The organism is Streptomyces sp. NPDC087300 (assembly GCF_044744425.1).
GTDB lineage: Bacteria > Actinomycetota > Actinomycetes > Streptomycetales > Streptomycetaceae > Streptomyces.
The window spans coordinates 930,985-955,838 of the sequence record NZ_JBIUYI010000003.1; the positions used below are offsets into that span (position 1 = coordinate 930,985).

The 24,854-nt window shown below is 65.8% G+C and carries 13 protein-coding genes and 2 pseudogenes; 10 read left to right on the plus strand and 5 right to left on the minus strand.

From position 1 onward, the window contains the following. Positions 1-433: 433 nt before the first annotated feature. Together ACIO9J_RS14995 and ACIO9J_RS15000 are read right to left on the minus strand one after the other, a co-directional pair. A complete protein-coding gene (locus ACIO9J_RS14995; protein WP_401998046.1) occupies positions 434-928 on the minus strand; it encodes a hypothetical protein in 495 nt (164 codons plus the stop codon). A 218-nt stretch (positions 929-1,146) separates the two neighbouring features. After that, on the minus strand, positions 1,147-1,347 hold the full coding sequence (locus ACIO9J_RS15000; protein WP_401998049.1) for a hypothetical protein: 201 nt from the start codon (positions 1,345-1,347) through the stop codon (positions 1,147-1,149). A 256-nt stretch (positions 1,348-1,603) separates the two neighbouring features. Between ACIO9J_RS15000 and ACIO9J_RS15005 the strand changes: the two are divergent. Beyond that, positions 1,604-1,993: pseudogene (locus tag ACIO9J_RS15005) on the plus strand (nucleotidyl transferase AbiEii/AbiGii toxin family protein); the annotation flags it as partial. Positions 1,994-2,083: 90 nt separating this feature from the next. Here the strand turns inward: ACIO9J_RS15005 and ACIO9J_RS15010 are convergent. Together ACIO9J_RS15010 and ACIO9J_RS15015 are read right to left on the minus strand one after the other, a co-directional pair. Continuing rightward, a complete protein-coding gene (locus ACIO9J_RS15010; protein WP_401998052.1) occupies positions 2,084-2,794 on the minus strand; it encodes a hypothetical protein in 711 nt (236 codons plus the stop codon). Further along, on the minus strand, positions 2,766-9,053 hold the full coding sequence (locus tag ACIO9J_RS15015; RefSeq protein WP_401998055.1) for a hypothetical protein: 6,288 nt from the start codon (positions 9,051-9,053) through the stop codon (positions 2,766-2,768). Before ACIO9J_RS15015 ends, ACIO9J_RS15010 begins: the two co-directional genes overlap by 29 nt. A 510-nt stretch (positions 9,054-9,563) precedes the next feature. On the opposite strand from ACIO9J_RS15015, the pseudogene ACIO9J_RS15020 reads away from it, so the two are divergent. Together ACIO9J_RS15020 and ACIO9J_RS15025 are read left to right on the plus strand one after the other, a co-directional pair. Then, positions 9,564-9,755, plus strand: a pseudogene (locus ACIO9J_RS15020) (CorA family divalent cation transporter); the annotation flags it as partial. Between the two features lie 825 nt (positions 9,756-10,580). After that, positions 10,581-11,066 (plus strand): hypothetical protein, encoded by a 486-nt coding sequence (locus ACIO9J_RS15025; RefSeq protein WP_401998058.1) that lies wholly within the window; start codon positions 10,581-10,583, stop codon positions 11,064-11,066. A gap of 318 nt (positions 11,067-11,384) precedes the next feature. On the opposite strand, the gene ACIO9J_RS15030 is transcribed toward ACIO9J_RS15025, so the two are convergent. Next, complete coding sequence (locus ACIO9J_RS15030) at positions 11,385-12,227, minus strand: tyrosine-type recombinase/integrase (RefSeq protein ID WP_401998061.1); 843 nt, start codon at positions 12,225-12,227, stop codon at positions 11,385-11,387. A 784-nt stretch (positions 12,228-13,011) separates the two neighbouring features. Here ACIO9J_RS15030 and ACIO9J_RS15035 point away from each other — a divergent pair. The 7 genes from ACIO9J_RS15035 (at position 13,012) to ACIO9J_RS15065 (ending at position 24,690) form a co-directional block, all read left to right on the plus strand. Next, on the plus strand, positions 13,012-13,653 hold the full coding sequence (locus ACIO9J_RS15035) for a hypothetical protein (protein WP_401998064.1): 642 nt from the start codon (positions 13,012-13,014) through the stop codon (positions 13,651-13,653). A gap of 2 nt (positions 13,654-13,655) precedes the next feature. Then, the gene (locus tag ACIO9J_RS15040) at positions 13,656-14,747 is read left to right on the plus strand and encodes a hypothetical protein (RefSeq protein ID WP_401998066.1); all 1,092 of its coding nucleotides are present in this window, start codon (positions 13,656-13,658) and stop codon (positions 14,745-14,747) included. A gap of 79 nt (positions 14,748-14,826) precedes the next feature. Beyond that, positions 14,827-15,138 carry a hypothetical protein gene (locus ACIO9J_RS15045; RefSeq protein ID WP_401998069.1) on the plus strand — a complete coding sequence of 104 codons (312 nt, stop codon included), beginning with the start codon at positions 14,827-14,829 and terminating at the stop codon, positions 15,136-15,138. A 7-nt stretch (positions 15,139-15,145) separates the two neighbouring features. Next, the gene (locus tag ACIO9J_RS15050) at positions 15,146-19,645 is read left to right on the plus strand and encodes a DUF6531 domain-containing protein (RefSeq protein ID WP_401998071.1); all 4,500 of its coding nucleotides are present in this window, start codon (positions 15,146-15,148) and stop codon (positions 19,643-19,645) included. Further along, positions 19,642-20,121: a hypothetical protein gene (locus ACIO9J_RS15055; RefSeq protein WP_401998074.1), complete on the plus strand. Its 480-nt coding sequence runs from the start codon at positions 19,642-19,644 to the stop codon at positions 20,119-20,121. Before ACIO9J_RS15050 ends, ACIO9J_RS15055 begins: the two co-directional genes overlap by 4 nt. Positions 20,122-20,521: 400 nt before the next feature. Beyond that, a complete protein-coding gene (locus ACIO9J_RS15060; protein WP_401998077.1) occupies positions 20,522-20,938 on the plus strand; it encodes a hypothetical protein in 417 nt (138 codons plus the stop codon). Beyond that, entirely contained in the window at positions 20,935-24,690 is a 3,756-nt protein-coding gene (locus ACIO9J_RS15065) for an AAA domain-containing protein (RefSeq protein WP_401998080.1), read from the plus strand. Before ACIO9J_RS15060 ends, ACIO9J_RS15065 begins: the two co-directional genes overlap by 4 nt. Positions 24,691-24,854: the final 164 nt, after the last annotated feature.

The window sequence follows — 24,854 nt, forward strand, 5'->3', positions numbered from 1 at the left end:
CGACAGCAACCCCTGCGCCGCACTGCTGGCCCCGCCTCCCGCGCTCGGGCTGCCAGAGGCCGCTTCCGACCAGCTGGCGGCCTGAGGAACAGCGAGCCGCTCGACCGCCTCAGCGTCATGGGCCGGCTGCACTGGAGATCGCGGTTGTCGCCGCACCGGAGAGGTCCAGCATTCCGGGAGCTTGGACTGTCCTTCGCCCATCAGTTGCACCGCGCACCTGACTACAACGTGACTCCGGGGCTGCCTCTCCCCCTCCATCTGGCTGCAAAAACCGCCCAATACGTTCTGCCACACGACGGCGACCCCGACGAGCTCGTCCCAGCGGAAGGTGCCCCGCCGAACCAGCAGACGCACGTGGCGCGCCGGACCAACGAGGCACTGGCCGAATCATGCAGACGGAAGGAGACGCTTCCCGTCAACGGATCACGGGCCCCTACGAGGCCATACCCAACTCTGGAAGACCCTTGGCGCCGAACAGGTCGTTGAAGCGACGCGTTCCTTGTGCAGAGATCAGAAAGTAAGGGGCCCCGGAACCAACAACGCTATGCGGCCCTTCCTGTCCCGCGATAAGGACATCATGCGGTGCCCACACGTCAAGCCCGTCGAAGACGTAGTAGACCGGGAGACCTGTCCAGGCAACGAGCTGCAAGTGCGCCTGAACTGCTGAGCGTTCAATTGCATGCCGCCCTGTTCGCTGGCTGGCCATCCCACCCTTACAGTCGATCAGCACCAGCTCCCTTGCCTTCGCCGCGATGAGATCCGGGAACCAGCGAATGGAACTGTCTGTCCGCCGGAGTGCGCATTGAAGCGCCCTACTCAGCAGGCCCTGCCCCCAGAAATCCACTTCCCATCCTCGTCCGATGAGCTGCTCGGCGACGTATCGCTCGTGCGCATCGCCTATCGCTTTCCGCTGCTGAAAGCTCGCCATGAAGGCAGTGTGACCCGCCGTGGGAAGTAAGTAACTCTCCGTGGATCGAACCAGGCCAGTCCCCCTCTGTCTCAGTAGTTCTCACTGTGTTCGCACCAGTCCGTGGACGTCCGCCTACGTCCACGGACACGGTTCTCAACATGGCCGAAATTCGACCGCTAAGGCCGCCCTAGAGGTTGTGCCGTACGGGTTCCGAGCTATCTAGTGAAGGCCATCACTCACCTGCTCATGCGTCGTCTCGCGTTCCGCTCCGCCTGCGGTGGCTCATCACCGTAGAGCGCCGCCAGCACCAGGTCACGCTGGCCGCGGAAGGTACGAAAGACCTGCTGGCGGACGAGATCACTACTGATTCCAGTCGTGCCGATCTGCCCCGTCTCGACCAGGCGCGTGAACAGTGTGTTGTCGAGGTATCCGGGCACGTTCTTGTAACCGAACCGGACCCTGCCGCCCGCCCTTCAGGCGGGCGTCCTGACGCAGAGACTCAAATTGGCGCCGGGAGAAGTACATGCCGTGAATCATCTCCGAGGTGTGCGGCAGTACCGACCTCGGGTGACAGAGCTTGATCCAACTCGGGTTCGCGTCGAGACGCTGCTCACTACTCCCGCCTGCCACGCTCGCCGCATACCGATCCAACGCCCTCATGCGCTGGATCTCCTTCGCAAGGTTCCGGTCGCTGTTCGGGTAGTAAAGGAGATCTTCTGGCGGCCGGTCACCCAAAGCCCGTACGGGCCCGTCCTCGCCGAGGAGGACGTAATCGGGACCAAGGTTCGTGCCCTCGCCGATCGCGGGGCGTCCCGCGATCTGATCGACGTGTTCGCCGCGTCCCGCCGCTGGACGAATGCCGAGATGGAGGAGTTCGGCCGACGCCACGCCCGCGGCCGCTTCGAACACGAGGACCTCCATGCGAACCTGACCGGCGCCGAGTGGACCGACGATGACGCCTTCACCGCCTACGGCCTCGATGACGCCACGATCATCTCTCTCCGCGCCTGGGCCCTGCAGTGGGCCGACGACCTCGCGACCCGTCGCCTCGAAGAAGAGTCCGGCGCCGTCGACATCGACTGATCACGCCCAGGCGAGACACATCTAGCAGGCACCCCCGTGCCAGCAGATCAGTGGTGGACTGGAGACCGTTCCTCAAAAGGGCCCCCACCTTCACACCGACCGGTCGGGGTCACGCTCCGACGGCATCGCGGGCAGACCGTCTTCGAGGACCCGCCGAGCTTCTGCGAGCTGTGACTCGGCACCTTGCAGAGCAGCGATCAGCTTCGGGAGCCCTGCGCCTGCGGCCGGATCGCCATCTTCACCATCGGTGTACGCCTGGAGGGTGCGCGCCAGCCGAAGGAGGGCGTCCCGCGCCACTCGCTGTTCGTCCGGTTCGAGATGCTCCGAGAGTTGCAACCACTTGGCCTCTTTGTCGGCGGCCTCTTGGGCAGCAAGCGCGACAATCTCACCTGCCACGCCACGGACGGTCTCCTCGAGGCTCAGCGCCACCCGAAGTAGTGGTGCTCCGACCATGTCGTCCTCGCTGGGTTCACCCCCAGACGGGAACATCCGGTAAAAACTCCAGGGATGTTGGGGCTCACTCAGTCGCTCCAATGCTTTGAACACGGGTTCGAACGCGCCCAGCGGTGGAGTCGGGGACGGGAATGCCGTCCGGTGGTTCCAGAGCGCGAGGATGGCGGTCATCGCTTCGCAGCGTACGCCGTCCGCCTCTGCCCCCGTGGCGTTCTCCGCTCGCACGATCAAGTCACCGATGTGGTGGGCCATCCAGCGGCCCAGGACATCGCTCTGGGCGAGACTGTCGGCGATCCCCTTGCCAAGTTCGAGGGTCCGCTCAAAGCTCGCCGCATCCTCCGGAGTCATCGAAGAGGTAAATCTTGTAGGACCGTTCGCGGGCGGGGAAGGCTTCGTCATCGTCTTGGCGGATCCTCTTCGTGTAGCTCTGCTCGTGGTCTTTGTGAGTGCGATCTACCATCACTTCGACGATCATGCTGTATCCGGCCAGAGCCAGCAGTTCCTGAAGGGCCTCACGCCGAATTTCCAGCCGCCGTCCCTGAGTACCCGTCACTCGGTCCGGACTGGTCGCAGACGTATCGTCCCAATAGGTGCTGCGAAGAGCGATAGCACCGACCCGAGTCCATTCGCGCATATCTGCGTCCGCTTCCAGTCCGAGCAGATCGATGACTTCATCACAAGGCATATAGGGCGGATACTTGATCCCTGCGGCCAACGGATCCTTACTGTCCATCCCCTCATGCCCGTCAGGATCGACGATCCAACCGGTGAGCCGGAAGCCTTGGACGTCGAACTGGTAGTCGCTGTCAGTGGCATCAGGAATGCGGTAGCCCATGTACGAAGGGGCTGTCTGCAGAGCAAGCACCAGTGCCCTGGCTCTCTCGGGAGTGACGAGAGCACTACGGATCAAGACGCCCTGCTTCGCTCGGTAGCCCGCATCATCGGAGCTCTCCCAGACTGTGACCCATCCGTCATCCGCCAAGAGACGCTCACTGAAGTGCCTGCTGTTCAGCCGCCAGACCCAGTCGGCGTCCGGGGAGTCGTCCTTTCCGCTCAAAACGCTCTGCGGTGAGGGATCCCGTCGGTCGGCAAGCCACCTGCCGTCGTCTCGAGTGACGCGGAAGTCACGAAGCCAGTCAGTGAACAGGTCCATATCCGCCTCGCTCTCCCGGTACACGGGATGAACCTTGAGCAACTCCCCGGCCGCGGTCCACAGGGCGTGAGTCGCGAGGTAGAAGTCCAGGTCGTCGGCGTCCGGCCGAGTCGTACGGTAGGCGAAGGTGCTCCCGTCCTTGTACAGCCTGAGGGTGTGGCGCGGGTCGTCCTCGTGGGTGCCGCGGCAGGGGGGCCGCCAGGTGTCCGTGATCGTGCGCCCAGCGAGACCTATGACGGTCTCCTCGGAGACCCCAAAGGCTTCTCCGAGAGGCTCGCACCAGGCGTCCTTGAAATCCCAGAAGAAGCGGAAGTCGCTTGGTTCGGATTCGTGGGCTTCGTCCTCCATACGGCTTCGTTTCCTTGCCCCTCGTTCCTCCCACGACTCAGTGAGGATCTCCGTCGGGATGTTGATCTCGCGTACCGTGGCGAGTTCCTCTGCGCTCAAGATCTCGGGGCAGGACGAGGCGAGGGCCAGACAGATAGTTTTCGCGCTCTCCTGCATCACGACATGCGGTCCTTCATCGAAGAGCACTCTCCGCAGCAAGGGCTCGAACACTGCGAGTGTCTGATGCGTCGCAGGGTTCTGAGCGGCCCGCGCGAGGGCGAAGAGCAGCCATTGACGGGCGTGCCGATCGTAGAAGGGCAGACGGGCGTCATGGAACGGAGTCACATCGATCGTGCCGAGCGCGAATCGTAGGAGGGCGTCAAGTTCTTTTTGGCAGTCGAGTTCGGTGAGGAGCCTGACACAGTGTGCGGCCCGCCACCTGACGTCCTGCTCGGGGTCACCCAGGACTGCCCACAGATAGCCGGCGAAGCACTCCACAGCTCCGGTCGGTCCAGGGGGAAGGTCGGCGAACCCACCGTCGCCCGAATCCTCGGGGCAGAGGTCAGCCAGCATGGTGCCGAAGTCATCGAGGACAACCTGCGCCTGCTGACCGGTAAGGCGTGGGGCAAGTCGGGCTGCCAGGTGATAGCACTCCTCGGGCGGAAGCACGGCCGATTGCGAACCGAGTTCTCGAAGAGCCGTCGAGAGCAGATCCACATCGCGCTCGTCGGCCAGACGAGCGAGTTCGGACAGGCCGATGGGGTCGTAGACCTTGGTGGTCAGCTCCCGGCTGAACCGGGTCGCGGCCGTGTCCGCGAGATGCCTCAGTTGCTGGCGCGCCGCTCGTGGCAGCAGCGGCAGAGCGGCCAGTTTCTTGACCATCTGCGCGTAGTCGAAAGCGTCGAGGTTGGGATGGGACTGGAACGCGGCGAGCATGTCGTCGAGTTCACGCAGGGGCACCCTGACTGCTTGGGCTATGACCTGCTCCATATACAGCAGGTGGTCGGACGTGCGAACGAGGTGGCGGGCCTGCTCCCAGCCTTCGGCGGTGGAGAAATCGCACTCTGCTAGGGCGTCCTCAGCCTGCCGTGCACGAGCCGCTCGCGCTGCGTCCTGCTCATTGTCCGGGGTCCATCGGCCCGAGCTGTAACCGCCCGATGTGGAGAAGGCGATGTGGCGTTTGTCAGGGGCGAGCAGTGTTCCGGAGATGTCGACGTCCAGTTCGGCGGCGGTCCGGTCGAGGCGTTCGAAGGATGCGCTGCTGAAGCGTCGTGGCCGTAGGAATTGTCCCAACATTCCAGCGATACGCTCACCGTCGCCTGGAGTCTCGCGCAGTGCTCGTTCGACGAGACGGAGTTCATCGACGCGGTGCTCGTCGAACGGCACCAGCGCTGCGGCGGTGACGGCGGACGGAGCGAGCGGGCCGGCCTCTGCGTCGAGCAGCGCCTGGATGAATGAGCCCACGGAACAGAAGCGGCGGTCGCGCCAGCGGGAGGCGACGGTCGTCGCGATCGTGGCGCTCAAGCGACCCATGGCGGCCAGTACCTCGGAGTGATTCGTTGCGTCCCCGAGGTAGGGTTCCAGGCTTTCGGTAAGTTGGGCGACGCGATAGGCACGACGGTCGTCGTCGTGATTGCCGTCGGATGCTCGGCGGGCGACGGAGAGGAAGGCCCGCCACAACGCGTGTACGTCGTCGCCCACGCGGTCGGTCAGATCGATCGCCTGGGTGAAGTAAGCGTGAGCTTCGCTTCTGTCGAATCGCTGGACGGCGCGAGTAAGTTTCACCATCTGCTCCGCCTTGTATTCGGCACTCTCCTTAGCCGCGTCGAGCGAAGCGGCGACGGATTCAGCGAGTTCGACGGCGACGTGCTGCAACTCATCGACAGGAGCAGCTGCTCGGACAGCGTCGATGAGGACCCCATCAGGAAGGTGCCGCTGCGCGCCTCGGTACCAGTCGAGCAATTGCTGGCGCGTTCCCTCGGACGAGCCGAAGGCTAGGATCCGGACGCCGAGCCCGGCAATGCCTCTGTGCAGGAAGTGGGGCACCTCCTGAAGGGTCTGGTGGGACGGGGTAGGAGGTACGAGTTCCGGGAAAAGACTTTCCGTGTCGCTGACGGTTCCGACGAGGCAGTCGATCCACAGGCTCGCCCAGGCGCCGAGGGGCACGACATTCTGCTTGTGGTCGTTTTCGGTACTTGAGTACGTGTGCGGCTTCTTTCGCGCTTCCCGGACGTCTTCGCCGGCGAACTCGTCCACGTCGAAGGGCTGTCTCCGAATCTTCGACAGCAACGCGAAGCCGCACAGCAGCGTGATCGTGTCGGTGCCGCGCCCCCAGCGGCTTCCGGCTCCCCTACCCAGGTCGCCGGGAAGATTCAGCCGCAGGATCCGCTCAGCTTCCCCGTCCGAGAGAAGTCCGTGGCGCAGGCCCATCGCGACGATCCAACCGACCGCTGGAAGCTCCTTGTTCTCTTCGGAGTATCCCTGGTGCCGACGAGCGGAGACGGATCGGCGCTGACGCTTCAGCATTCGCACCAAGCGCCGCGCAAGGGGCGCCTGGCAGACGAAGTTGGCCCGCCAGGCGGCAGAAGCGACCGCGAGCTGAAGGTATTTCAAGGACACGGCCGCAAGGGCGAGAGCCTCCAGATCCTCGGTGCGGCCCGAGTCGGCAAGCCGGGTTGCGATGATCAGTCCAGCCTCGAAGGCCACCCAGTTGGGGCGCCACCGAGCAAGATGGCTGACACATGCCTCTACGCCGTCGGTGTTGAGAAGCCCGAAGGCGACCTCGGCAATATCCGTCGCGGTGACTCGGTGCCGGTTCGCATCGTCGTCGTCCGACTGCTGCACCCATGCCCTGAGCCACTCCGAGGCGCTGCGCAGCCGACTGCGGGCGAAGTCGGTCTGGCCTGCGGCGAACGAGAGAAGAGCGCCCTCGCAGTGAAGATTGGAGCCGGGCCAGTCGCCGACGAGGCTGCGGTTCGCGACGATGTCCTCGATCGTGGCGGCATCCAGGAACTGCCCCGCCAGATCGGTGTTGGACCGCAGCAGTTGAAGGCGGCGGGAGTGACCGGCGGCCAGGCTGCCGGCCTTGACGGCCAGCCGGGTTGCCTCCCACTCCTTTCCCACGCGCAGTGTGGCTTTGAGAGCGAACTGGGCCCGTTGCTGGGCGATCTCCCGTTGTTCCAGGTCATCGCCCTCGGGTAGGGCGCCGTCGGTCATCGCGAGTTCGACGAGGGTGTCGACCTGGCCGGCCTCCCAGAGCAGTTGGGGCAAGCTGGCAGCCACGTATGGTTCGTCGGCAGCGAGCGGGGTCAGTCGGTCGATGAAGTCGATCAGGGAGTTACCGGTGGGACGGTACTTCGTCCGGAACCAGGTCTCGGTCGGTTCGTCACGGAACTGCAGCGTGTCACCGTCGACGAGGAGCGGGCGTCCGAGGTCGGCCGCGAAGCTGTGCACGAGGGCGGCCGGTACTCCGCACAGCTCGGCCAGAACCTTGACAGGCAGCCTCGGCCGGAGCGCGGCCAGGGCCTCGCACAGACGGTCGATCTCCGCGCTCAGGTGGTGGGCGTCTTTGCACCGGTCCACCATGTCCTGGAGGAGTTCGTCGAAGAGGGAGCCGTCGGGGTGCCTCGCCTCCCCGAGAGAGACCAGACAGGATTCGATGTCCGCGGCCATGCCCAGAACGAGGGCTTGGATCCGAGGGTTACCGCCGGTACGCCGATGGAACTCGGCCGCCTGTGCCTCCGAGACCGGCCCGAACACCGACTCAAGATGCTGCTTGGACTCGGCCACGCCGAAGCCCTCGAGCTCGATTCTGTGTACGTTGGGCGGCGGTTTCAACAGATCGATGCGTTCGCTGCGGCACAACATCACGAGCCGTACGTTGTCCGGCAGTGTCTCGCGCAGCACGTCCGTGACGAAGGTCCGCTCCCCACCGTCGTTCGCGATGAGCGCCGCGTTGTCAGCCGCGTCAACGACAAGAACCAGGAGCGCCCCGGGAGCGGAGGCCGTGACAGCCTCCGCAGCGCCCCGGACCCTGGCCATGAACGCCCTCGCGTAGTCGGCCGGCTGAGCTGTGCCGACCGGGATCAGCGGATCGCAAAGGGCATGCGCGGCAAGCTCGTTCGCTAACTGCACCAAACCTTGACGATGTTGATGGCGCGGTGAACTGGAACGCCGGTACCCACCGTTTCCGAAGCAGTCGTAGACGAGTGTGACCGAGCCGGAAGGCAGATTCGGTTCGATCTGTGTCGTGAGCACCGACTTGCCCACGCCACCGGCCGCGTGAACGACGACGGGCCGCCCGATGAGTCCGACGATGTCGTCGACGATCGCGCGAGTCTGGTCCGTCACGATGACATACCCGGGTTGGTCGATGAGGTTGGGCGCGGGCAGCACATGCTCAGGTGGGACTCCGAGAGCAGCGAGCACCGTGGAGCGTTCAACGACGTGGTTCGCCTCGAGCGAGGTCGCGCGCCTGGTGATCATCTCCTTCAGCAGCAGGGGCTGCACATCCGGGGCACCGGGAAGAAGACCGGTCAAGTCCAGCCGGAACAGCCCTTCGAGCCGCAACAGACCCGGGGCCGTGGCATCCACCTCCAGGCGACTGAAGAACGCGGCCTCACCAGCTGCGTCATCGGAGAAGTTCGCGTACTGCCTGAGGTACTTGACATCGTGCGCGTACTCACTGGGCTCTCCACCGGTTGCCAGGACCTCGATCGCTTGAAGCACCGACTCACGGACCGGCCGATTGGAAAGGAACTCGAAGGTCACCTTCTCTTCGAGCCCCGGGGACTCCTGAGAGATCTGCCTGAACTTCTCCGCGAATCCCTTGACCGTCTTCGAGAGACCCGACACAGTCCACTCCTCCGTGGCCTGTACGGTCGAGTGCTTCAGCTGTCGGTACACCACACGGTTGGCCTCGTGAAGGCCGGTCGCACCGTAGTACTCGGCGATGTCGACTACGTCCTCGCCAGCCTCGCCCTGGGTGTCGTCGGGCGATACCCCCTCGACAGCGATCGCGGTCAGATCAGCGTCGGGAAGCAGCAGTTTCAGCGCCTGGCGAGCCGCCCAGTGGTAATGGAACTGATCACCGTCCCGGCTGGCCCGCAGAAGATCGGTGTCAGGCATACCCACTCCCGACGGTCTTCACAGCGATGGAAGGGGGCAAGGGATTCCTCACATCACAGCAGACCAAGACGGTATAAGCGCACATACATTACCCACCCCTCTCGGAGTCGGGCAACGCATCCACTGGCGCACCCTGCCTTCGGCTCCGGCGGGCGATATAAGCCAGGGCCAGATACCTCAACCCCCGACCCCCGTCCTCCAGACCGTGCTGATCACCCTCAGCACGGGCGATGCCAGCAGACGACGAACCTATAGACAGGCTCCTGCCCTGCCTACGGCAGCCACTCAGCGTGCACACGGCCGCGCCCCAGTTGGACTGACTCCCCCCTCGCCAGTGGCCGCAACTCGGGTCATCTCTGGGGAGAATTTGGGGAGTACGAGCAGCTCTGGGGAGAGCGTGGGGAGAATCGACTACCCAAGCGGGTGCGAGCCAGAAAGAACGCGAAAGAAGGATCAGCGCATGCCAGGTACCTGACCACTCACATTTCTGCAGGTCAGGGCCACCTGGGCGATGACTTCAAGAAGATCTCTTCGTGGGCGGCGATCCTGTTCGCGCCGACGCTGGTCGGCACGATCTACGGAATGAACTTCGAGACGATGCCTGAGCTGAAGTGGGCGGCGGGGTATCCGTTCGCGATTCTGCTGATGGCGGGGGTGTGCGTGAGTCTGTACTTCATCTTCAAGAGGCGGGACTGGCTGTAGTGGCGGACTCCAAGCCGTCGATCAACTTCGCGTACACGAAGGCTCGCTAGGGTCACTCCTGACCCCCTGGGGAGAATCTGGGGCGAACGCGCTGCGCCGGGGAGTGCGCGATCGCCTCCCCCACCTGCTGTTCCACACCTGTCGAGAGCCTCGGCTCCAGTCGAGCACTTGCCGTTGGCCGTTACCGAGAGTGGCTGGCGAGACGTTCGACATCAGACGAGAACCCGTTGCCTGCCGGTCGCCTTCCTGGTGCGATGCAGGGGTTTCGATGGCGGGAGGGGACGGCTTGGCAGTGTGCGGGTTGCGGTGCGGTGCTGACGGCGGCGGTGTCGGAGGTGGCATTGCCGGTCCACCTGCGCGACACCCATTGGGAGAGGTTGCACCCGCCCTCCTGGAGGCAGGGACGTATGCCGTCGACCCCGAGCCGTACGGTCCGCCCTGGCGGACGTGGGAAGAGTTCGGAGCGCAGGAGGCGGCAGCGCGAGGAATCTTCGCCCCGTGCGGCAACCTGTCCGACGGACCGTCGGACACCATCCTCCTCGCACCCGGCGACAGCGCGGCACCTGACTGATCCTCGAACGAGCCGCGGGCTACTGCATGGGCATCGACGGACGGGACGGGCCGAACCTCGCCTGCCTGAGCTGCGATCTGCCCGTGGGAACGAGGATGGACGACTGCGGGTGCCGGCAGGTCGTCCGACTCCTCCCGCAGGCGACCGTGCGGCTGCCCGGCCCGCCAGAGCGGCCCGTCATGGACTGACCGGAGCTGCCGGCCACCGACGCGCTGGGGCAACGCCTGAGCGAGTACCAGGACATCCCGGCGGGCGTGGCCCTCGCCCACGTAGTGGCGGCCTCCGGGGGCTGCCCGGTAGAGGTGGTGTCCGGTTCGGTCGCCGACCTCTTCGGCCCTGCCCTCATCGCACTACTGCCAGGAAGGGAAGGCGCGAAGCGGCTGGACCTGGCGGGACCAGGACTCGGCGAACCCGCCACCGAGCTGGTGCTGGTGCCGGTCCATCCGCAGACCGGCGAGATGTGGCAGCCGCACGGCGGCGGTGTGACCGTGCCCGTCGAAGCCACGCTCTGGGCCGAGTTGGCTTTCCCGTCCCATCGCACGCGCCTGCCGGCGGTCGGCGGACTGCCAACAGGCGTGGAGCGGGATGATCCGCTGCCGCCACACCCGTGGTTGCCGTTCCGGCCGTCTGCCAATGCCTTCCGGTACACGCTGGCGCGGATGACCGCCGTCCTGGAACCGTGGCTACGGGGGATCTACGACGGGTGTAGCTCTCTTCCGGGGACGGCCCCGATGGTTTGAGCTGGGAGATCGTGGTTGTGGTGATGGCGGCGTGGTCGGGTCTCTGCCGTGTGGGTGGAGGAGGCGACGCTGATGGGGTCGTTGATCGGGGAGTTGGAGGCGCGGGAGGCGGCGGCCCGGGCCTGCCGCGGATCGGGCTGCCCGCGGTGACCGGAGGGACCCGCGATGGCGGGGTTGGTCGCAACACGACGTCGCACGGCCTCGGCGTCATCAGCGAGCAGTGCCTCTTGCGGGCGAGTTGGTGAATCTCGAGCTCGCTCAGGTGCAGCAGAACGGGTGGCACAGCGTGCGCTGTGCCACCCGTTCCCCCTCACACGCTCACCAAGCCCTCTGGTACGTACTCAGGAACCACCCCGAGCAACGCATCGACGGCCGCCCGCCCCTTCCAGCCCGCCTCCGGCCCTCCGGCATGAAGTGCGCGTGGTCGAGCGTGATCGTCGGGCTGGAATGGCCGAGCCAACGGGCCAACGTGACGACGGATTCACCCGCTTCGAGGATGACCGAGGCGAAGGTGTGCCGAAGCACGTGGAAGCCGTCCTTGCGGGACGCCTTCCAGCGCTGGCCCTTCTCCCGCATCGGGATGACCCCGGCTGCGGCGAGGGCGGGCTTCCAGACCTCGTCGTTGAAGATGTTCGCCCGCAGTGCGTTGCCATACGTCGTCGTCAGCGCGAGTGGGAACGTCCGCTTCTCCCGCTCCGGCTCGGGCCCACCCCACGGCAGTTCGACCTCGACCGCCGGGTACTGCAGGAAGTGTGCGGCCAGCTCGGCAGCGACCGACCCCGGCATGTCGACGATGCGCGTCTTCCCGCCCTTGGGCAGGGCGAAGTACAAGTGACCATTGAGTAGTTGGACCTGTCTGCGCACGCGGATGACGCCGCGCTGGAAGTCGACGTCCTCCGGCGAGAGGCCGAAGACCTCCCCCTGCCGCAGCCCGCACCCAAGGGCGACCACGACCGCGATGCGGTAGCGCGCTTTGATCGCGCCCCGCACGCGCTGCGCGGTCTCCAGCGGCCATGCCTCCCGCTGGTCTTCCGGAGCCTTCGGCCAGCGCACCGATTTGGCGCGCATCGGGTTGCGTACGAGGCGCTTGTCGTCGATGGCCGTCTCGAAGATGTTCGAGAGGGTGGTCAGGACGGTCGCTGATATCTCCCTCAGCTGCACTGCGCCGAGGTGTGGGAGGACGTGGAGGCGTAGACGTTCATCGACTCGCTTGACCGTGCCCGGCGCACCTCGCACACCCGCCTTCCAGTAGCGCGTGACGTAGTCGGCGACGGTGATGGAGCCATCACGCGGGTCGACGAACTCACCGCGTTCGCTGTCGGTTCCGGCTCTGTGCAGCCACGCCTAGGCGTCCTCCAGAGTGTCGAACGACATGTCCCGGAAACCGAGGATACCGGCGACGCCATAGCGGGATCCCTTCCCGTAGCGACTGATGCGCTCCCGCTTGCCAGTGACGCGGCCCTTGTTCTAGGTAACCGGAGCAGTGCTGCGGTCCCCGGACTCAGATCCGCGTTGCAGCGCGAGTCGGCCTGCCCCTACACACGTATCCAGGCGCCGAACGCATCGATCCGGTAGGTCACACACCCGCGGGCACCCATCCGGAAACTCGGCGGTCCCTGTCGGCGATGCCGCCAGACATAGAGCGTGCGGGACGAAAGGCCGAGGCAGACAGCCGCTCCTTGCACGCCGAGGAGCGCCCGGTCGCAGCTGACAGCACTCCGGGAGGAGGCGGACCTCAATAGCCAGGTACGCAAGGTGGCTGGACAGGTACTGGGGAATCTGGAGAAGAGGCACGCGTAGCGGAACCCGCCATGGTCTCCACCTGAACCGGGGCGGCTCAGCACAGCTACGTCTCGCCCACAGCCCGACCCGCCCTCATGGTCACCGGTTGGTCACGGATAGTGTTGCTTCGCTTGGGTTAACCCTCACCTCACCGGAGACAACAGTGAACCGCTCGACCCGCCTCGCGGCGGCCGCGCTCGCGGCTTCCGCTGCCCTGCTGTTGACCGCTTGCGGCAGCTCGGACGACGACAAGGACAGCAAGAAGATCGCCGGGGCGGACACGGGATCGAGTGCCAGTCCGTCGGCTTCCGCTACGCCCTCCGACACGGCAGCAGGCCGCCCAAAGGTCACGCTCCCCAAGAGCTTCCAGGCCGACTTTCAGGGGTGGACGAACTCGGACGCCAAGAAGCAGGCGATCTTGAATGACGGCAAACAAGAACTGCTGGCCGAATACGCCGCAATCATCGAGGGAAGCCCGGACTCCAAGGCGCTGGCCTTCTACACCGACGAAGCCGCCGGCGAGTCGGCCCGCAAATGGATCAAGGGCTTCGTCGACAAGGACTTGGTTCTGATCGGCCGCGCCACCGTGTCGAACCCGCAGGTGAGCATCGCCGATGACGGCAGCGGCGTGTTGTTCTACTGCGTCGACGAGAGCAAGGGCGCCACCAAGAACACCAAGACCGGCAAGGTCGAGCACACACCCCAGAACTCCAAAGCGCGCGTCCAGTACCGCAACCGGCTCGACAAGACCTCACAGGGTGTGTGGAAGACGCGCTACTCGGAAACCGAGCGCGGAGGCTGCTGAACATGCCACGCCACTACAGGGCGGCGAGCCTGCTGGTCGCCTCAGCACTCGTCGTCGTTGTGGTGCCCGGCATGGCCCACGCGTTCGGCGAGGACGACGAGTCCAAGCAGCCGAGCAAGCCCTCAGGCCCCAGTGGTGACGCCTCCGGCACATCACTCATGGCATCGGTGTCTAACTCGAAGATCAAGCTCACGTACCCCGGCGGCCGGACGGCGAAGGCGTCGGTGGGCGAGCTGAAGTCCATCGACCCCAACTGGGAGCCGCCATCCTGCTGGTACGAACCGGCCTTCTCCCCGAAGCAGCTCAAGGACGCGGTCGCCACCGGCGACGGCGGACTCGTCAACGCCCACGTGTGGTGGAGCAACGGCCTCTGGGTGGACCACTACGAGAAGGGGAAGGCCGACAACAACTTCGACCTGACGCTTCCCAAGGACACCAGTGCCGACGGCTACAAGAACTACAACCTCGGCAAGAAGGGCATGTTCTGGCGCAGTACGGTCCGCAAGGGTATGTACCAGGACTCCAAGGCGTGGAACTGCGGCCGGATCATGTTCTGGCAGGACGAGGACACGATCCCAAAGGACAAGAACGCCCCCACTCCCGAGACTCTCGCCGCCTTCGCGTACGACAAGATCAAGGTCCCAGACACCGAGGTCGAGTTGAAACCCGAAGGTAAGTCGACGGTGAATCTGCCTACCTGGGCGTGGCAAGACAAGGCCACCTTCAAGGACGTCACGGTCCGCGCCGACCTGCCGGACACCGGCCTGTGGGCGGTGACCACGGCCAAGCCCGTCGCCCTCCATCTGGAGCCGGGCACCGAGGACGCGAAGGCCTTCCCCGCTTCCGGCGACTGCCCGGTCAACGAGGACGGTTCCATCGGTGCCCCGTACAAGAAGGGCAATGCTGGGCAGGAGCCGCCGTGCGGGATTCAGTACCTCCGCGCCACGAGCGGCGAGCCGTACCAGTTGAAGGCGTCGATCACCTGGGCGATCTCCTGGGAGGGCACGGGCGACGCGAAGGGCGATCTGCCGGACGGCACCTTCGAGACCACCCAGGAGATGAACGTCCAGGAGATCCAGTCCGTCAACCGCTGACCGAGACTGCAGACCGGTCCGGTCTGCACGCATCGGCGCATCACACGCAGAGCCATCTCAACCCACGGGGGCGGGCAGTATGTCAGACCTGAAGAAGGATGCGGAATCCCTCCACAAGGCGGCGTCTGCCCTGGGCAAGGTCGACCACCACACCACCAAGCCGCTGCACGACTTCAAGGCCGCCTCGCACGACATGTCCGCCTTCGGGGTGCTGGGCTCGCTGATGAGCGCCAAGGACGACATCCAGGACGGCATGGACACTATCGCCAAGCTCACCAAGAACCTGCACAAGGAGTGGGAGAGCGAGGCGAAGTTCCTGGGCGATGTCTCCGACGCCTTCGACCTCCTCGATGTCCTGCTGACCGCCGCGGCCCGCGCCAAGAAGGGCTGAGCCGTCCATGGGCTTCGACATCCCCGGCATCGACGCCGACGACCTCAACCCGCTGAAATGGATCAACAAGGCCAACCACGCCTTCGGTGACACCCTCGCCAGCGGCCTGGAGTTCCTCGGCATCACCGACCCGCTCATCGACCCCGACGGCATCCGGGAGATCGCCAAGAAATGGCGGGGCCTGGCCAAGGGCCTCGACGCCGCCGCTCACGACGCCGAGACGGCGCTCAAGGATCTGGAGTGGGAGGGCCAGGCCGCCAAGGCCCTCCACAAGCGGGCCAAGACCGCCCGCACGCAGGCTACTAACATGGCCGACTCGTTGCGGGACGGGGCCAAGGCGCTGGACGACTTCGCCGACGAGGCCCACGAGCTGCTGACCGAGATCGGCGTGATCCTGGCGGAGATCGCCGAGTTCGAGATCGCGAGCCTGGCCCTGTCGGTGCTGACCGGCGGCCTGTCCGTGATCGCCGGGAACCTCGCGGCCGGAGCGCGGGCCGCGAAGATCATGGCGTTGATCGGCCGTATCGAGAAGTCCGGCACCCGCATGGCCTCGGTCATCCGCACCGTGATGGAGGCGATCCGCGGCCTGGAGCGGGCGCTGAAGGCCCTCGGCGAGATCAAGACGATCGCGAAGGCCGGCAAACTCGCGGGCGAGGGCATGAAGTTCGCCGCCTTCGACGCTGCCCTACGGGATCCGGGGACTTTTAAGGACCCGGACAAACTGGCGGAGACCCTGGCCTTGGGGGCCGCCTTCGGAGTGGGCATCGGCGGTCTGGGCAAGGTTCTCGGCAAGGGCCTCGGCAAGCTCAAGCCCAGCGAACTCGCCAAGCTCGGCAAGATGTTGAAGCTGGACGGCTCGGGCCTGTCCCGGCTCAAGCTGCGCCCCTCGGAATGGGAGAAACTGCCCGCCTCCATCCGGGCCGCGCTCAAGAAGGTCAAGCTCGACCCGATCGACGTGGCCACCGGTGACATGCTGCTGCCGCAGACCGACGTCGAGCTCCCGGCTGCCCTGCCGCTGGTCCTGGAACGCACCCACATCTCCTCCTACCGGTGGGGCGGCTGGTTCGGCCCCTCGTGGGCCTCGACCCTCGATCAGCGTCTGCAGGCCGACGACGAGGGCTTCATCTACGCCGCGCCCGACGGCGCCCGTTTGATCTACCCGGGACTGAGCCCGGACACGGACGGACCGGTTCTCCCTGAGTCTGGGGGGCGACTGCCTCTCACCTGGGACACCGAAGCCGATGGCGCGTTGCGCGTCACTGATCCGGTATCCGGGCTCGGGTACGTATTCCACACACCGCATCCCACGGCGGATGGGGAAGCCGTCGACCTACCCCTGCAGGCCATTGTGGACCGCAACGGCCAACGGATCACCATCCACTACGAGGCCGATGGCACTCCTATGGGGCTCGTCCACAGCGGCGGTTACCGACTCAAGCTCGACTGCCACCCTGATCTGCCGCGGATCAGCGCCGTGCGTCTGCTCGGCCTGGACCAGCCCTGGGACAGCACGGGCACGCTGTTGGTCTCCTACGGCTATAACGACGAGGGCCACCTCACCGAGGTCACCAACTCCTCTGGGATTCCGCTGCGTTTCACCTACGACGAAGCTGGCCGCATCACTTCCTGGACCGACCGCAACAACACTGCCTACCACTACACCTACGACGACCGGGGCCGGGTTGTCCGCACGGAAGGCAGCGACGGCTTCCTCGCCGGCACCCTCGCCTACGACGACACGACGCGAACCACCACGGTCACCGACTCGCTGGGCAACGAGACCCGCTACGAGCACAACGAGGCCAGCCGCCTCAAATGCGAGACGAATCCTCACGGGCAGTCCGTACACCAGGAATGGGACGACCTGCACCAGCTGGTTGCCGTCACTGATCCGCTCGGCCAGATCACCCGCTTCTCCTACGACGAGAACGGGCACCTCATGTCGATCCAACGAGCGGATGGACTCGAGGAACGGACGGAGTACAACGACCTCGGCCTGCCCGTAGCGGTGCACGGCCCCACAGGCGCCGTCTGGCGGCAGGAATGCGACGAGCGCGGCAACCGTACGGCGATCATCGACCCGGCCGGGCAGACGACCCGATTCACCTACGACGTGAACGGCCTCCCCACTGCGGTGATCGACCCACTGGGCAACACCACGACGATCCACTGCGACGCCGCCGGACTCCCGATCTCGATCACTGACCCACTGGGAGCGGAGACCCGTTACGAGCGGGACCCCTTCGGCCGGCCGACCGCGATCACAAACGCCACCGGAGCAACGATCCGCCAGGAGTGGACCGCCGAAGGCCACCTGGCTCGCCGCATCTCCCCGGACGGCGCCACCGAGTCGTGGACCTACGACGGCGAAGGAAACTGCACCAGCCACACCGACGCCACGGGCGTGGTCTCCCGCTTCGAGTACACCCACTTCGACCTGCTCTCCGCCCGCACTGGCCCGGACGGAGCACGCTACGAATTCGCCCACGACACCGAACTGCATGTCACCCAGGTAACCAACCCTCAGGGCCTGACCTGGAACTACATCTATGACGCCGCAGGTCGGCTCGTCGCTGAGTCTGATTTCGACGGCAGGGAACAGCACTACGAGCTGGATGCCGTCGGCCAACTGCTCGCGCGAACCACGCCCCTGGGCGACAGAATCACCCATACCTATGACGCACTCGGCAATCTCACAGCCAAGACCGCCAATGGCGTCACGACTCGGTTCGAGTACGACGCGACAGGTCTTCTGACCTCTGCGACGTCCCCCTCCTCGACGCTGACGCGGGAGTACGACCTCCTGGGCCAGGTGCTCTCCGAGACGGTGGACGGCCGCTCCACTTGCTACACCTACGACGCCCTGGGGCAGCGCGCCTCGCGCACCACACCCTCTGGTGCTGTCACACATCTGTCCTACGACGCGACAGGAAACCGCACTGAACTGGCCGTACACGGCCGCACACTCGCCTTCACTCACGACGAGATCGGCCGTGAACGCGAACGCATCCTGAGCACGGTCTCTGGCCACGTGACTCTTGCCTCTGCCTGGGACCAGTTGGGCCGCCTCACTAGCCGTTCCCTCACCACTGCCCGGGGCGCCCTCCGCCAGCGCTCCTACGACTACCGCGTGGACGGCCATCTCGCCCAGATCACCGACCAACTCACCGGGACAGCGCGGCGCTTCGACGTCGACTCGGTGGGGCGCCCGACCGAGGTCACCGCGGACGGTTGGAGAGAGACCTACGCATACGACAGCGCGGGCAACCAGACCCAAGCGCACTGGCCGGACCGCTCATCCGATTCCGAAGCGCGCGGTGAACGCACGTACGTCGGCACCCGCCTCCGCTCAGCCGGGCAGATCCGCTACGAATACGACGCCGCAGGTCGCATTACCCACCGCCGTAAGACACGCTTGTCCCGAACCCCGGACGTATGGCACTACACCTGGGATGCGGAAGACCGCCTGACATCCTGCACTACCCCAGACGGCACGGTGTGGACCTACACCTACGACCCTCTGGGCCACCGGACGGCCAAGCACCGCTTGGCAGGCGACGGCCAAACCCCCAGAGAGTCCCTCTACTTCGCCTGGGACGGCTCCGTCCTGGCCGAACAGCACGACCCCGCCTCCGGAATCGTCGTCACCTGGGATCACGAGGGCTATCGCCCTCTGACCCAGCTCGAGCGCATGCTCACGCCGTCCTCCCCGCAGGAAGAGGTCGACGCTCGCTTCTACGCGATCGTCACCGACCTGGTCGGAACCCCCACCGAACTCGTCGATGAGTACGGAGACATCGCCTGGCACACGCAGGCCACGCTGTGGGGCTCCACCACCTGGAACAGCGATGCCACCGCGTACACACCGCTTCGATTCCCCGGTCAGTACGCCGATGCGGAAACTGCCCTCCATTACAACCATCACCGCCACTACGACCCCTCCACCGCGCGCTACACCAGCCCCGACCCGCTCGGCCTCTCGCCGGCCCCCAACCCCCTCACCTACGTCCACAATCCGTTGGCGGCGACTGACCCGGAGGGACTCGCGCCCTGCCGGCAAGACGTGGCGGACAGTTTCAACGTCCGCCGCAGAGCCGCGGTCAACCCGAAACGGGTGTTCCGCGGGGATCTGCGATCTCCCGAGGAGATGTTCAAGAACGGCTTCCACCCGAAGGGGACCAACGAAGATATCGGCCAGTACGCGCTCTACGACACACCGTCGAACTGGGTAGGTACGAGCAAGAGCGCCATGCAGGCTGGCAATTTCCCGCAGTCAGCCCGAGGTCGTGGGACATGGGTATACGAGATCCGCGGGAACGGATACGGCGTCGACGTAAACCGGGCAATGGGTGGAGCTATCCGATCCTGGATACGCGGCACCGGATTCCCGACCGAACGAGAAGTGATTTACCGGAACATCGATCCTAGTACTATCGTCCGAGCAGAACGATGGCGCTATGCGAGGCCGACCGGCGAGATCATCGAGAATCCGGGGTACAGGAAATGAATGAGGAAATCCCAGTCTACGTCCAACTCGGTGGCCAGGAAGCCGAATGGAGGATGGTGGTCGAAGGGGAAGGCCCCTGGCGCCTTCGACTGGAATCGCCTGATGGCGTCGAGTCTGTGGCCAGCGGGGACAACGTTTTTGAGGCGCTGCGATCCGTTCGGGCGGAGCTGGCCCCGAAAGGGGTGACTATCTGTTGTAACGGCGCGCGAGTTGATGTCAGGCCATCAGGGATCTCCAAATCGCATGGCGGATGGATGGTCTATGTTCTGCACATGCGACTTCCGTCGACGACTCGCGACCTGGTTCCGACTTTTGGCCGCTGCCCGGCCAGACTTGTTGGCTCCGTCGAAGAGCAGGACGCCTACTGGGAACGTCATCTCAAGAACAGAAAGAACTGGATTAACTTCATCAACCCCGCCTGGTGGATCTACTTCTTTTTGGGTTTCTGGGCCAAGCCCAAAAAGCGGCAGTGGTAGTTAACGGTAGTTCGTTAAAGCTGGCGGTACAGATCAAGGGGTCTGCCAGTGGTGACCGCGTCGAACGCCCGTTGTCCAGCGAGTGGGACCTCAACTAGACCGTGCGGGTGTCCCTTCACCTCGTGACGTGAGCGCCGTGAAGGTGATGAGGGCGCAACGCGGTCGCGGCACCGCGCTAGAGCTGACACTGCGGCGCGGCCTGCACGCGCCGTCTCCACGAGCTGCAGGATCCCCGTAGGCGCTGATTCTCGTCAGTCAGCTCGGCCACCTCTCCTCCGGCGCTCAGAGTTGGCCGGATGCCGTCCCTCCCGTTCGCCCTCGGCTGTCTCTTGCAGAGGCCCGCGTGTCAAAGTCGCCGGACAGGCGGGGCAAGCACATACGCGAACACAAGGAGCAGTACATGCACAACGGGGGAACGCCATGGACACTTGCCGTGCCCACAGGCGGCGACACACTCCGACAGGAGCGTCTCACCCGGGATCTGCACGACACTCTGAACAGGACGGATGGTCTCGTCGTCGGTTTCCGCGATGCCGACGAGCCCACCGAACGAGGTCACAAGGGTGCTGGCGTGGGCGAGGTGGCTCTCTGGGCCGTCGGCTCCGCTGCCGTCGCCCGCCCGGCGTCCCAAGTCCTGATCACTCTGATCAAGGAATGGTGCGCCAAGGAACGGCACCGCAAGGTCGTGGTCACGGTGGGGGGCGACTCCATCGAGATCACCGGACGTCCGGACGCCACGCAGGAGCGTATGGTCCGTGATTTCCAGGACCGGATCGTCGGCGGCGACGGTCCCGAACCGGATGACGACGCAGCATGACCCGCTTCCACAAACGCCGGGCTCTCCTGATCGGCAACGAGAACTACGACGACGGCCGCTTCTCACCGCTGGCCTCCGTACGAGCAGACCTGTGGGGACTTGCCCAGGTGCTGAAGCACCGCAACATCGGCAACTTCGTCTCCATCCAGACCAAGTCCGATCTCACCGCCGATGACATGCGGGCGGTCATCGGCGAGTTCCTCCAAGAGCGCGACGAGGACGAACTAGCGCTCGTATACGTATCAGGCCACGGCGTACGCACCGTACGCGACGGCGGCGAGTTCCACTTCGTCGCCAAGGACACTGATTACGACCGAGTGGCCGCGACCAGCGTCAGCGCCGGGTTCCTCAACGACGCGCTGGAGGAGTGTGTCGCCCCGCAGAAGATCGTGATGATCGACTGCTGCCGCAGCGGCGGTTTCGCCATGGGCCTGCGCACGTCGGACCGGCGGGCCGAGAACTCCGTGTCCAAGTCCGGCGAGCAGCCGCCGTTGACCAGCAGGGGCGTGTACGTCCTGTCGTCCTCGCGGGCCGGGGAGGACTCGTTCGCGGACACCGGCGGCGGCGATGACGTGAAGCCGTCGGCGTTCACCGGCGAGGTCGTCGAGGCGCTGCGCACGGGGAAGGTCAGCAAGGACGGCGGCAGCGCTGTGACGGTCAGCGACCTGTTCCACTACGTAAACCGACGCATGCGTGCCCAGGACGGCGGGCGTCAGGTGCCGGTGCAGTCCACACACGGCGTCGATGACCGCATCGTCATCGCGGACAGCCCCTTCGGCCGAGCTCCCATCCTCGATCCCCTGAGCTCTCGGCCCCGGCCCGTCGCTGGCGATGCGGCACAATCCCGTGTCGCGAAATCCGCACGCACACAGCCCAGCTGGGCCAACCTCCTTGACTACTACCGCGAGTGCGTCCTGGCCGAGAGCGCCGAGACACCTCTGCTGGACGTGAGCCGTCAGGACGCGTCGTACGTGTGCCTGGCCGGCGCGGAAAGGCTCATCTCCGGCGACGTCGACGACGACGGCTGTATGGCTCTCCCCGACGAAGCGGCCCCGCTGGTGGACTCGGCAGCCGAGGAGGACGCCGAGCTCTGGGCGGGGTACCCGGCCGTGGTTCTCACCGGGCCACGCACCGGCCGCCCCTGGCGGCAGCCGAAGTTCGCACCCCTGTTGGTACGCCGGGTCGAGATCGTCCAGAACGAGGGCGAGGTACGGCTCAAGCCGTACGGCCCGGTCCAGCCGCATCCGCAGCTGGCACTCGACTGGCTGGGCGAGGACGAGGCCAACCAGCTCATCGACACCTTTCAGCCGTCCTGGCATCGAGGACAGCACGACCGGATGGCGGTGGAGGTGCGCAATCTCCTCACGCAGGAGTTCGAGCTGCCGTGCGTGCAGGAGCTCCGTCCCGACCAGCTCGCCGACCGTATCGACGTCCGAACCCCCGGCCATGGGGCCCGCAACACCGCGGTTCTGTTCGCGTCACGCCCCCAGACGGGCTTCACAAAGGGGCTTCTCAACGACTTCGCCGGCATCGCCGACCAGACAGACCAGATCGGGCAGACCGCCCTCGGTGCACTGGCGCCCGACGCCTCGCAGCGAGCCCGGTCCCACGCCCACACCAGCCCCGAACCGGCGAACCTCGTAACGCCACTGCCCTGCAACGAAGCCCAGACGGCGATTCTCCGGTCCGCCATGACACGCCGCCTCACAGTGGCCACGGGCCCGCCCGGCACCGGCAAGAGCCAGCTGGTCGCCAATCTCGTGGCCACGGCAATTGCGGCAGGTCAGACCGTACTGGTCGCATCGACCAACAACGACGCCGTGGACGAGGTCTGGCGCCGCTGCGACAAGCTGGTGCCCGGCAGCGTCGTGCGCACCGGCTCGGCGAGGAAGAGCGGCAAGAGCAACGCGGAGCACGAGGCGGCCGCGCTGCACGCGCTGCGTACCGGCCCAGAGCCGCCCACCACCGTGGCCACGGCATCCATGGCCACCGCGTTGGCCACCGACCGCCTGTCAGAAGTACGGCAAGGTCTGGCACACCTCGCGGAGACCGAGGCGCGGCTTCACCAGGCAGGCGAAGCCCGTGCCCACTACGCGGAACAGCTCGGAAGCACCGTCACCGAACTCCAAGACCTGCTCATTGGCACACCCCGGCCAAGGGAGCTGGAGAACAAGGCACGCCGCCTCGCCCACGCGCGCTTCTTCGGATCGTGGCGCCGATCCCGATTCCTGCGCACGACCGGGCTGAAGGGACACGCCGGTGATCCCGCCACGGGATGCCTCGCGCTTGCTGGCTTCGCCGCGGCCGAGGCGGACTGGCGTGACGGGCACGAGCAAGCGGCGGCCGTTGACGACACAGCACTCACGCGGACTCTCCATGATGCGGAGAGCACCGTCCAGGACGCTTCACACACGCTCCTCGCCACCACGGTCCAAGCCGCTGCCTGGGCCGGGCGCCGCCGCATTCTCGACCTGTTGGCGGCTCGGGACGGCAAACGGAGTGACTGGCCGCAGATGCGGAGAGTTCTGGGTCGCTCAAACGGTTCTACGGACACGCCCGCTGTGGCCGGATGGGCTGTCACCAGTCTTTCCGCCCGGCGGTTCCCGCTGGGCCCGGCCCTGTTCGATCTCGTCGTCGTCGACGAGGCCAGTCAGTGCGCCATCCCGCACGTTCTGCCGCTGCTGTTCCGGGCGCAACGCGCCCTGGTCATCGGCGACCCCATGCAGCTCACGCACATCACGCAGACCAGCCCGCACCGTGAGGCTCTCATCCGACGCGGGAATGGGCTGCGGTCCGAGTGGTTGGAGAAGCAACACCTCGCCTACCGGCGCCACTCAGCCTTCCACGCGGCCGAACAGTCCGCGGGCGGCACATTGCTTCTCGATGAGCACTTCCGCTGTCATCCGCACATCGCCGGGATCTCCAACAACTTCTTCTACGACGGTGGGCTGACCGTCCTCACCGACACCCGCGGTCGCCCTGCTCTGGCGCATCGCCCGGCTGTCATCTGGACGGATGTGACCGGGCGGGCTGCCCGCCCTCCGTTCGGCGGCTCCTGGGTCAACGAGGACGAGCTCCGCAAAGTGCAAGACAGCGTCCGCTATCTACTGGAACAGCTCCCGGCCGAGGCCACCGTCGGCGTCGTCACTCCCTTCACAGCGCAGGCCGAGACACTGCGCAAGCGGCTGCGGCCGTACGACGAGGAACGCCTACGCATCGGTACGGTGCACACCTTCCAGGGCGGAGAACGCGATGTCATGGTGTTCTCACTCGTCGCTGGCGAAGGCATGCATCCCGGCGCCGTCGAGTGGATCGGTGGACAGCTGAACCTGTGGAACGTCGCTATCACCCGGGCACGTGGCCATCTCATCGTGGTGGGAGACAAGGAGCTCTGGCGGAAGCGGGGTGGCGTGGGCGCAGCGCTGCTGGAGGCCGCAGAACGGAATGGTGTACCCCTCGGTGGCAGAGGTGACGATGCGCTGCTCAAACGCCTGTACCGGATTCTCTCCCGTACCGAGGAAGCCGCCGTCACGCTGGGCGAGACCGTTCACGGGCATTCGGTGGACGCTCTGGTGGGAGGCGTCGGTGCCACCACACCGAGGGCTGTACTCCTCGACAGGGGAATCGACGAGGGCTCCGACGCGGCTCGCCATCTTCGGCTCATGCTGCGCCGACGCAACCTTCTAGGCAGCGAGGACGGAGAAGTCGAAGCCGTTCGATGGCCAGCTTGGAGGCTGTACGAGACAGACTAACGGCGGGGGCGAACTCTGGCCCGTGCCATGACCCGGCCCGGGGCTCGCCCTCCACACGCCCGCCCAGCTGAGGGACGGGCCGACCTATCCCGCACAGCTACTACGCCGGTTCTTGGGAGCCATCTGGGAGCCAACCCACTCCCCAATCCCCTTCCAGACCACCC

Coding starts and splice junctions, on each gene's coding strand:
- ACIO9J_RS15055 (WP_401998074.1), top strand. CDS start 19,642: ATGAATGAGGAAATCCCAGTCTACGTCCAACTCGGTGGCCAGGAAGCC.
- ACIO9J_RS15050 (WP_401998071.1), top strand. CDS start 15,146: ATGGGCTTCGACATCCCCGGCATCGACGCCGACGACCTCAACCCGCTG.
- ACIO9J_RS15065 (WP_401998080.1), top strand. CDS start 20,935: ATGACCCGCTTCCACAAACGCCGGGCTCTCCTGATCGGCAACGAGAAC.
- ACIO9J_RS15060 (WP_401998077.1), top strand. CDS start 20,522: ATGCACAACGGGGGAACGCCATGGACACTTGCCGTGCCCACAGGCGGC.
- ACIO9J_RS15040 (WP_401998066.1), top strand. CDS start 13,656: ATGCCACGCCACTACAGGGCGGCGAGCCTGCTGGTCGCCTCAGCACTC.
- ACIO9J_RS15045 (WP_401998069.1), top strand. CDS start 14,827: ATGTCAGACCTGAAGAAGGATGCGGAATCCCTCCACAAGGCGGCGTCT.
- ACIO9J_RS15015 (WP_401998055.1), bottom strand. CDS start 9,053: ATGCCTGACACCGATCTTCTGCGGGCCAGCCGGGACGGTGATCAGTTC.
- ACIO9J_RS14995 (WP_401998046.1), bottom strand. CDS start 928: ATGGCGAGCTTTCAGCAGCGGAAAGCGATAGGCGATGCGCACGAGCGA.
- ACIO9J_RS15010 (WP_401998052.1), bottom strand. CDS start 2,794: ATGACTCCGGAGGATGCGGCGAGCTTTGAGCGGACCCTCGAACTTGGC.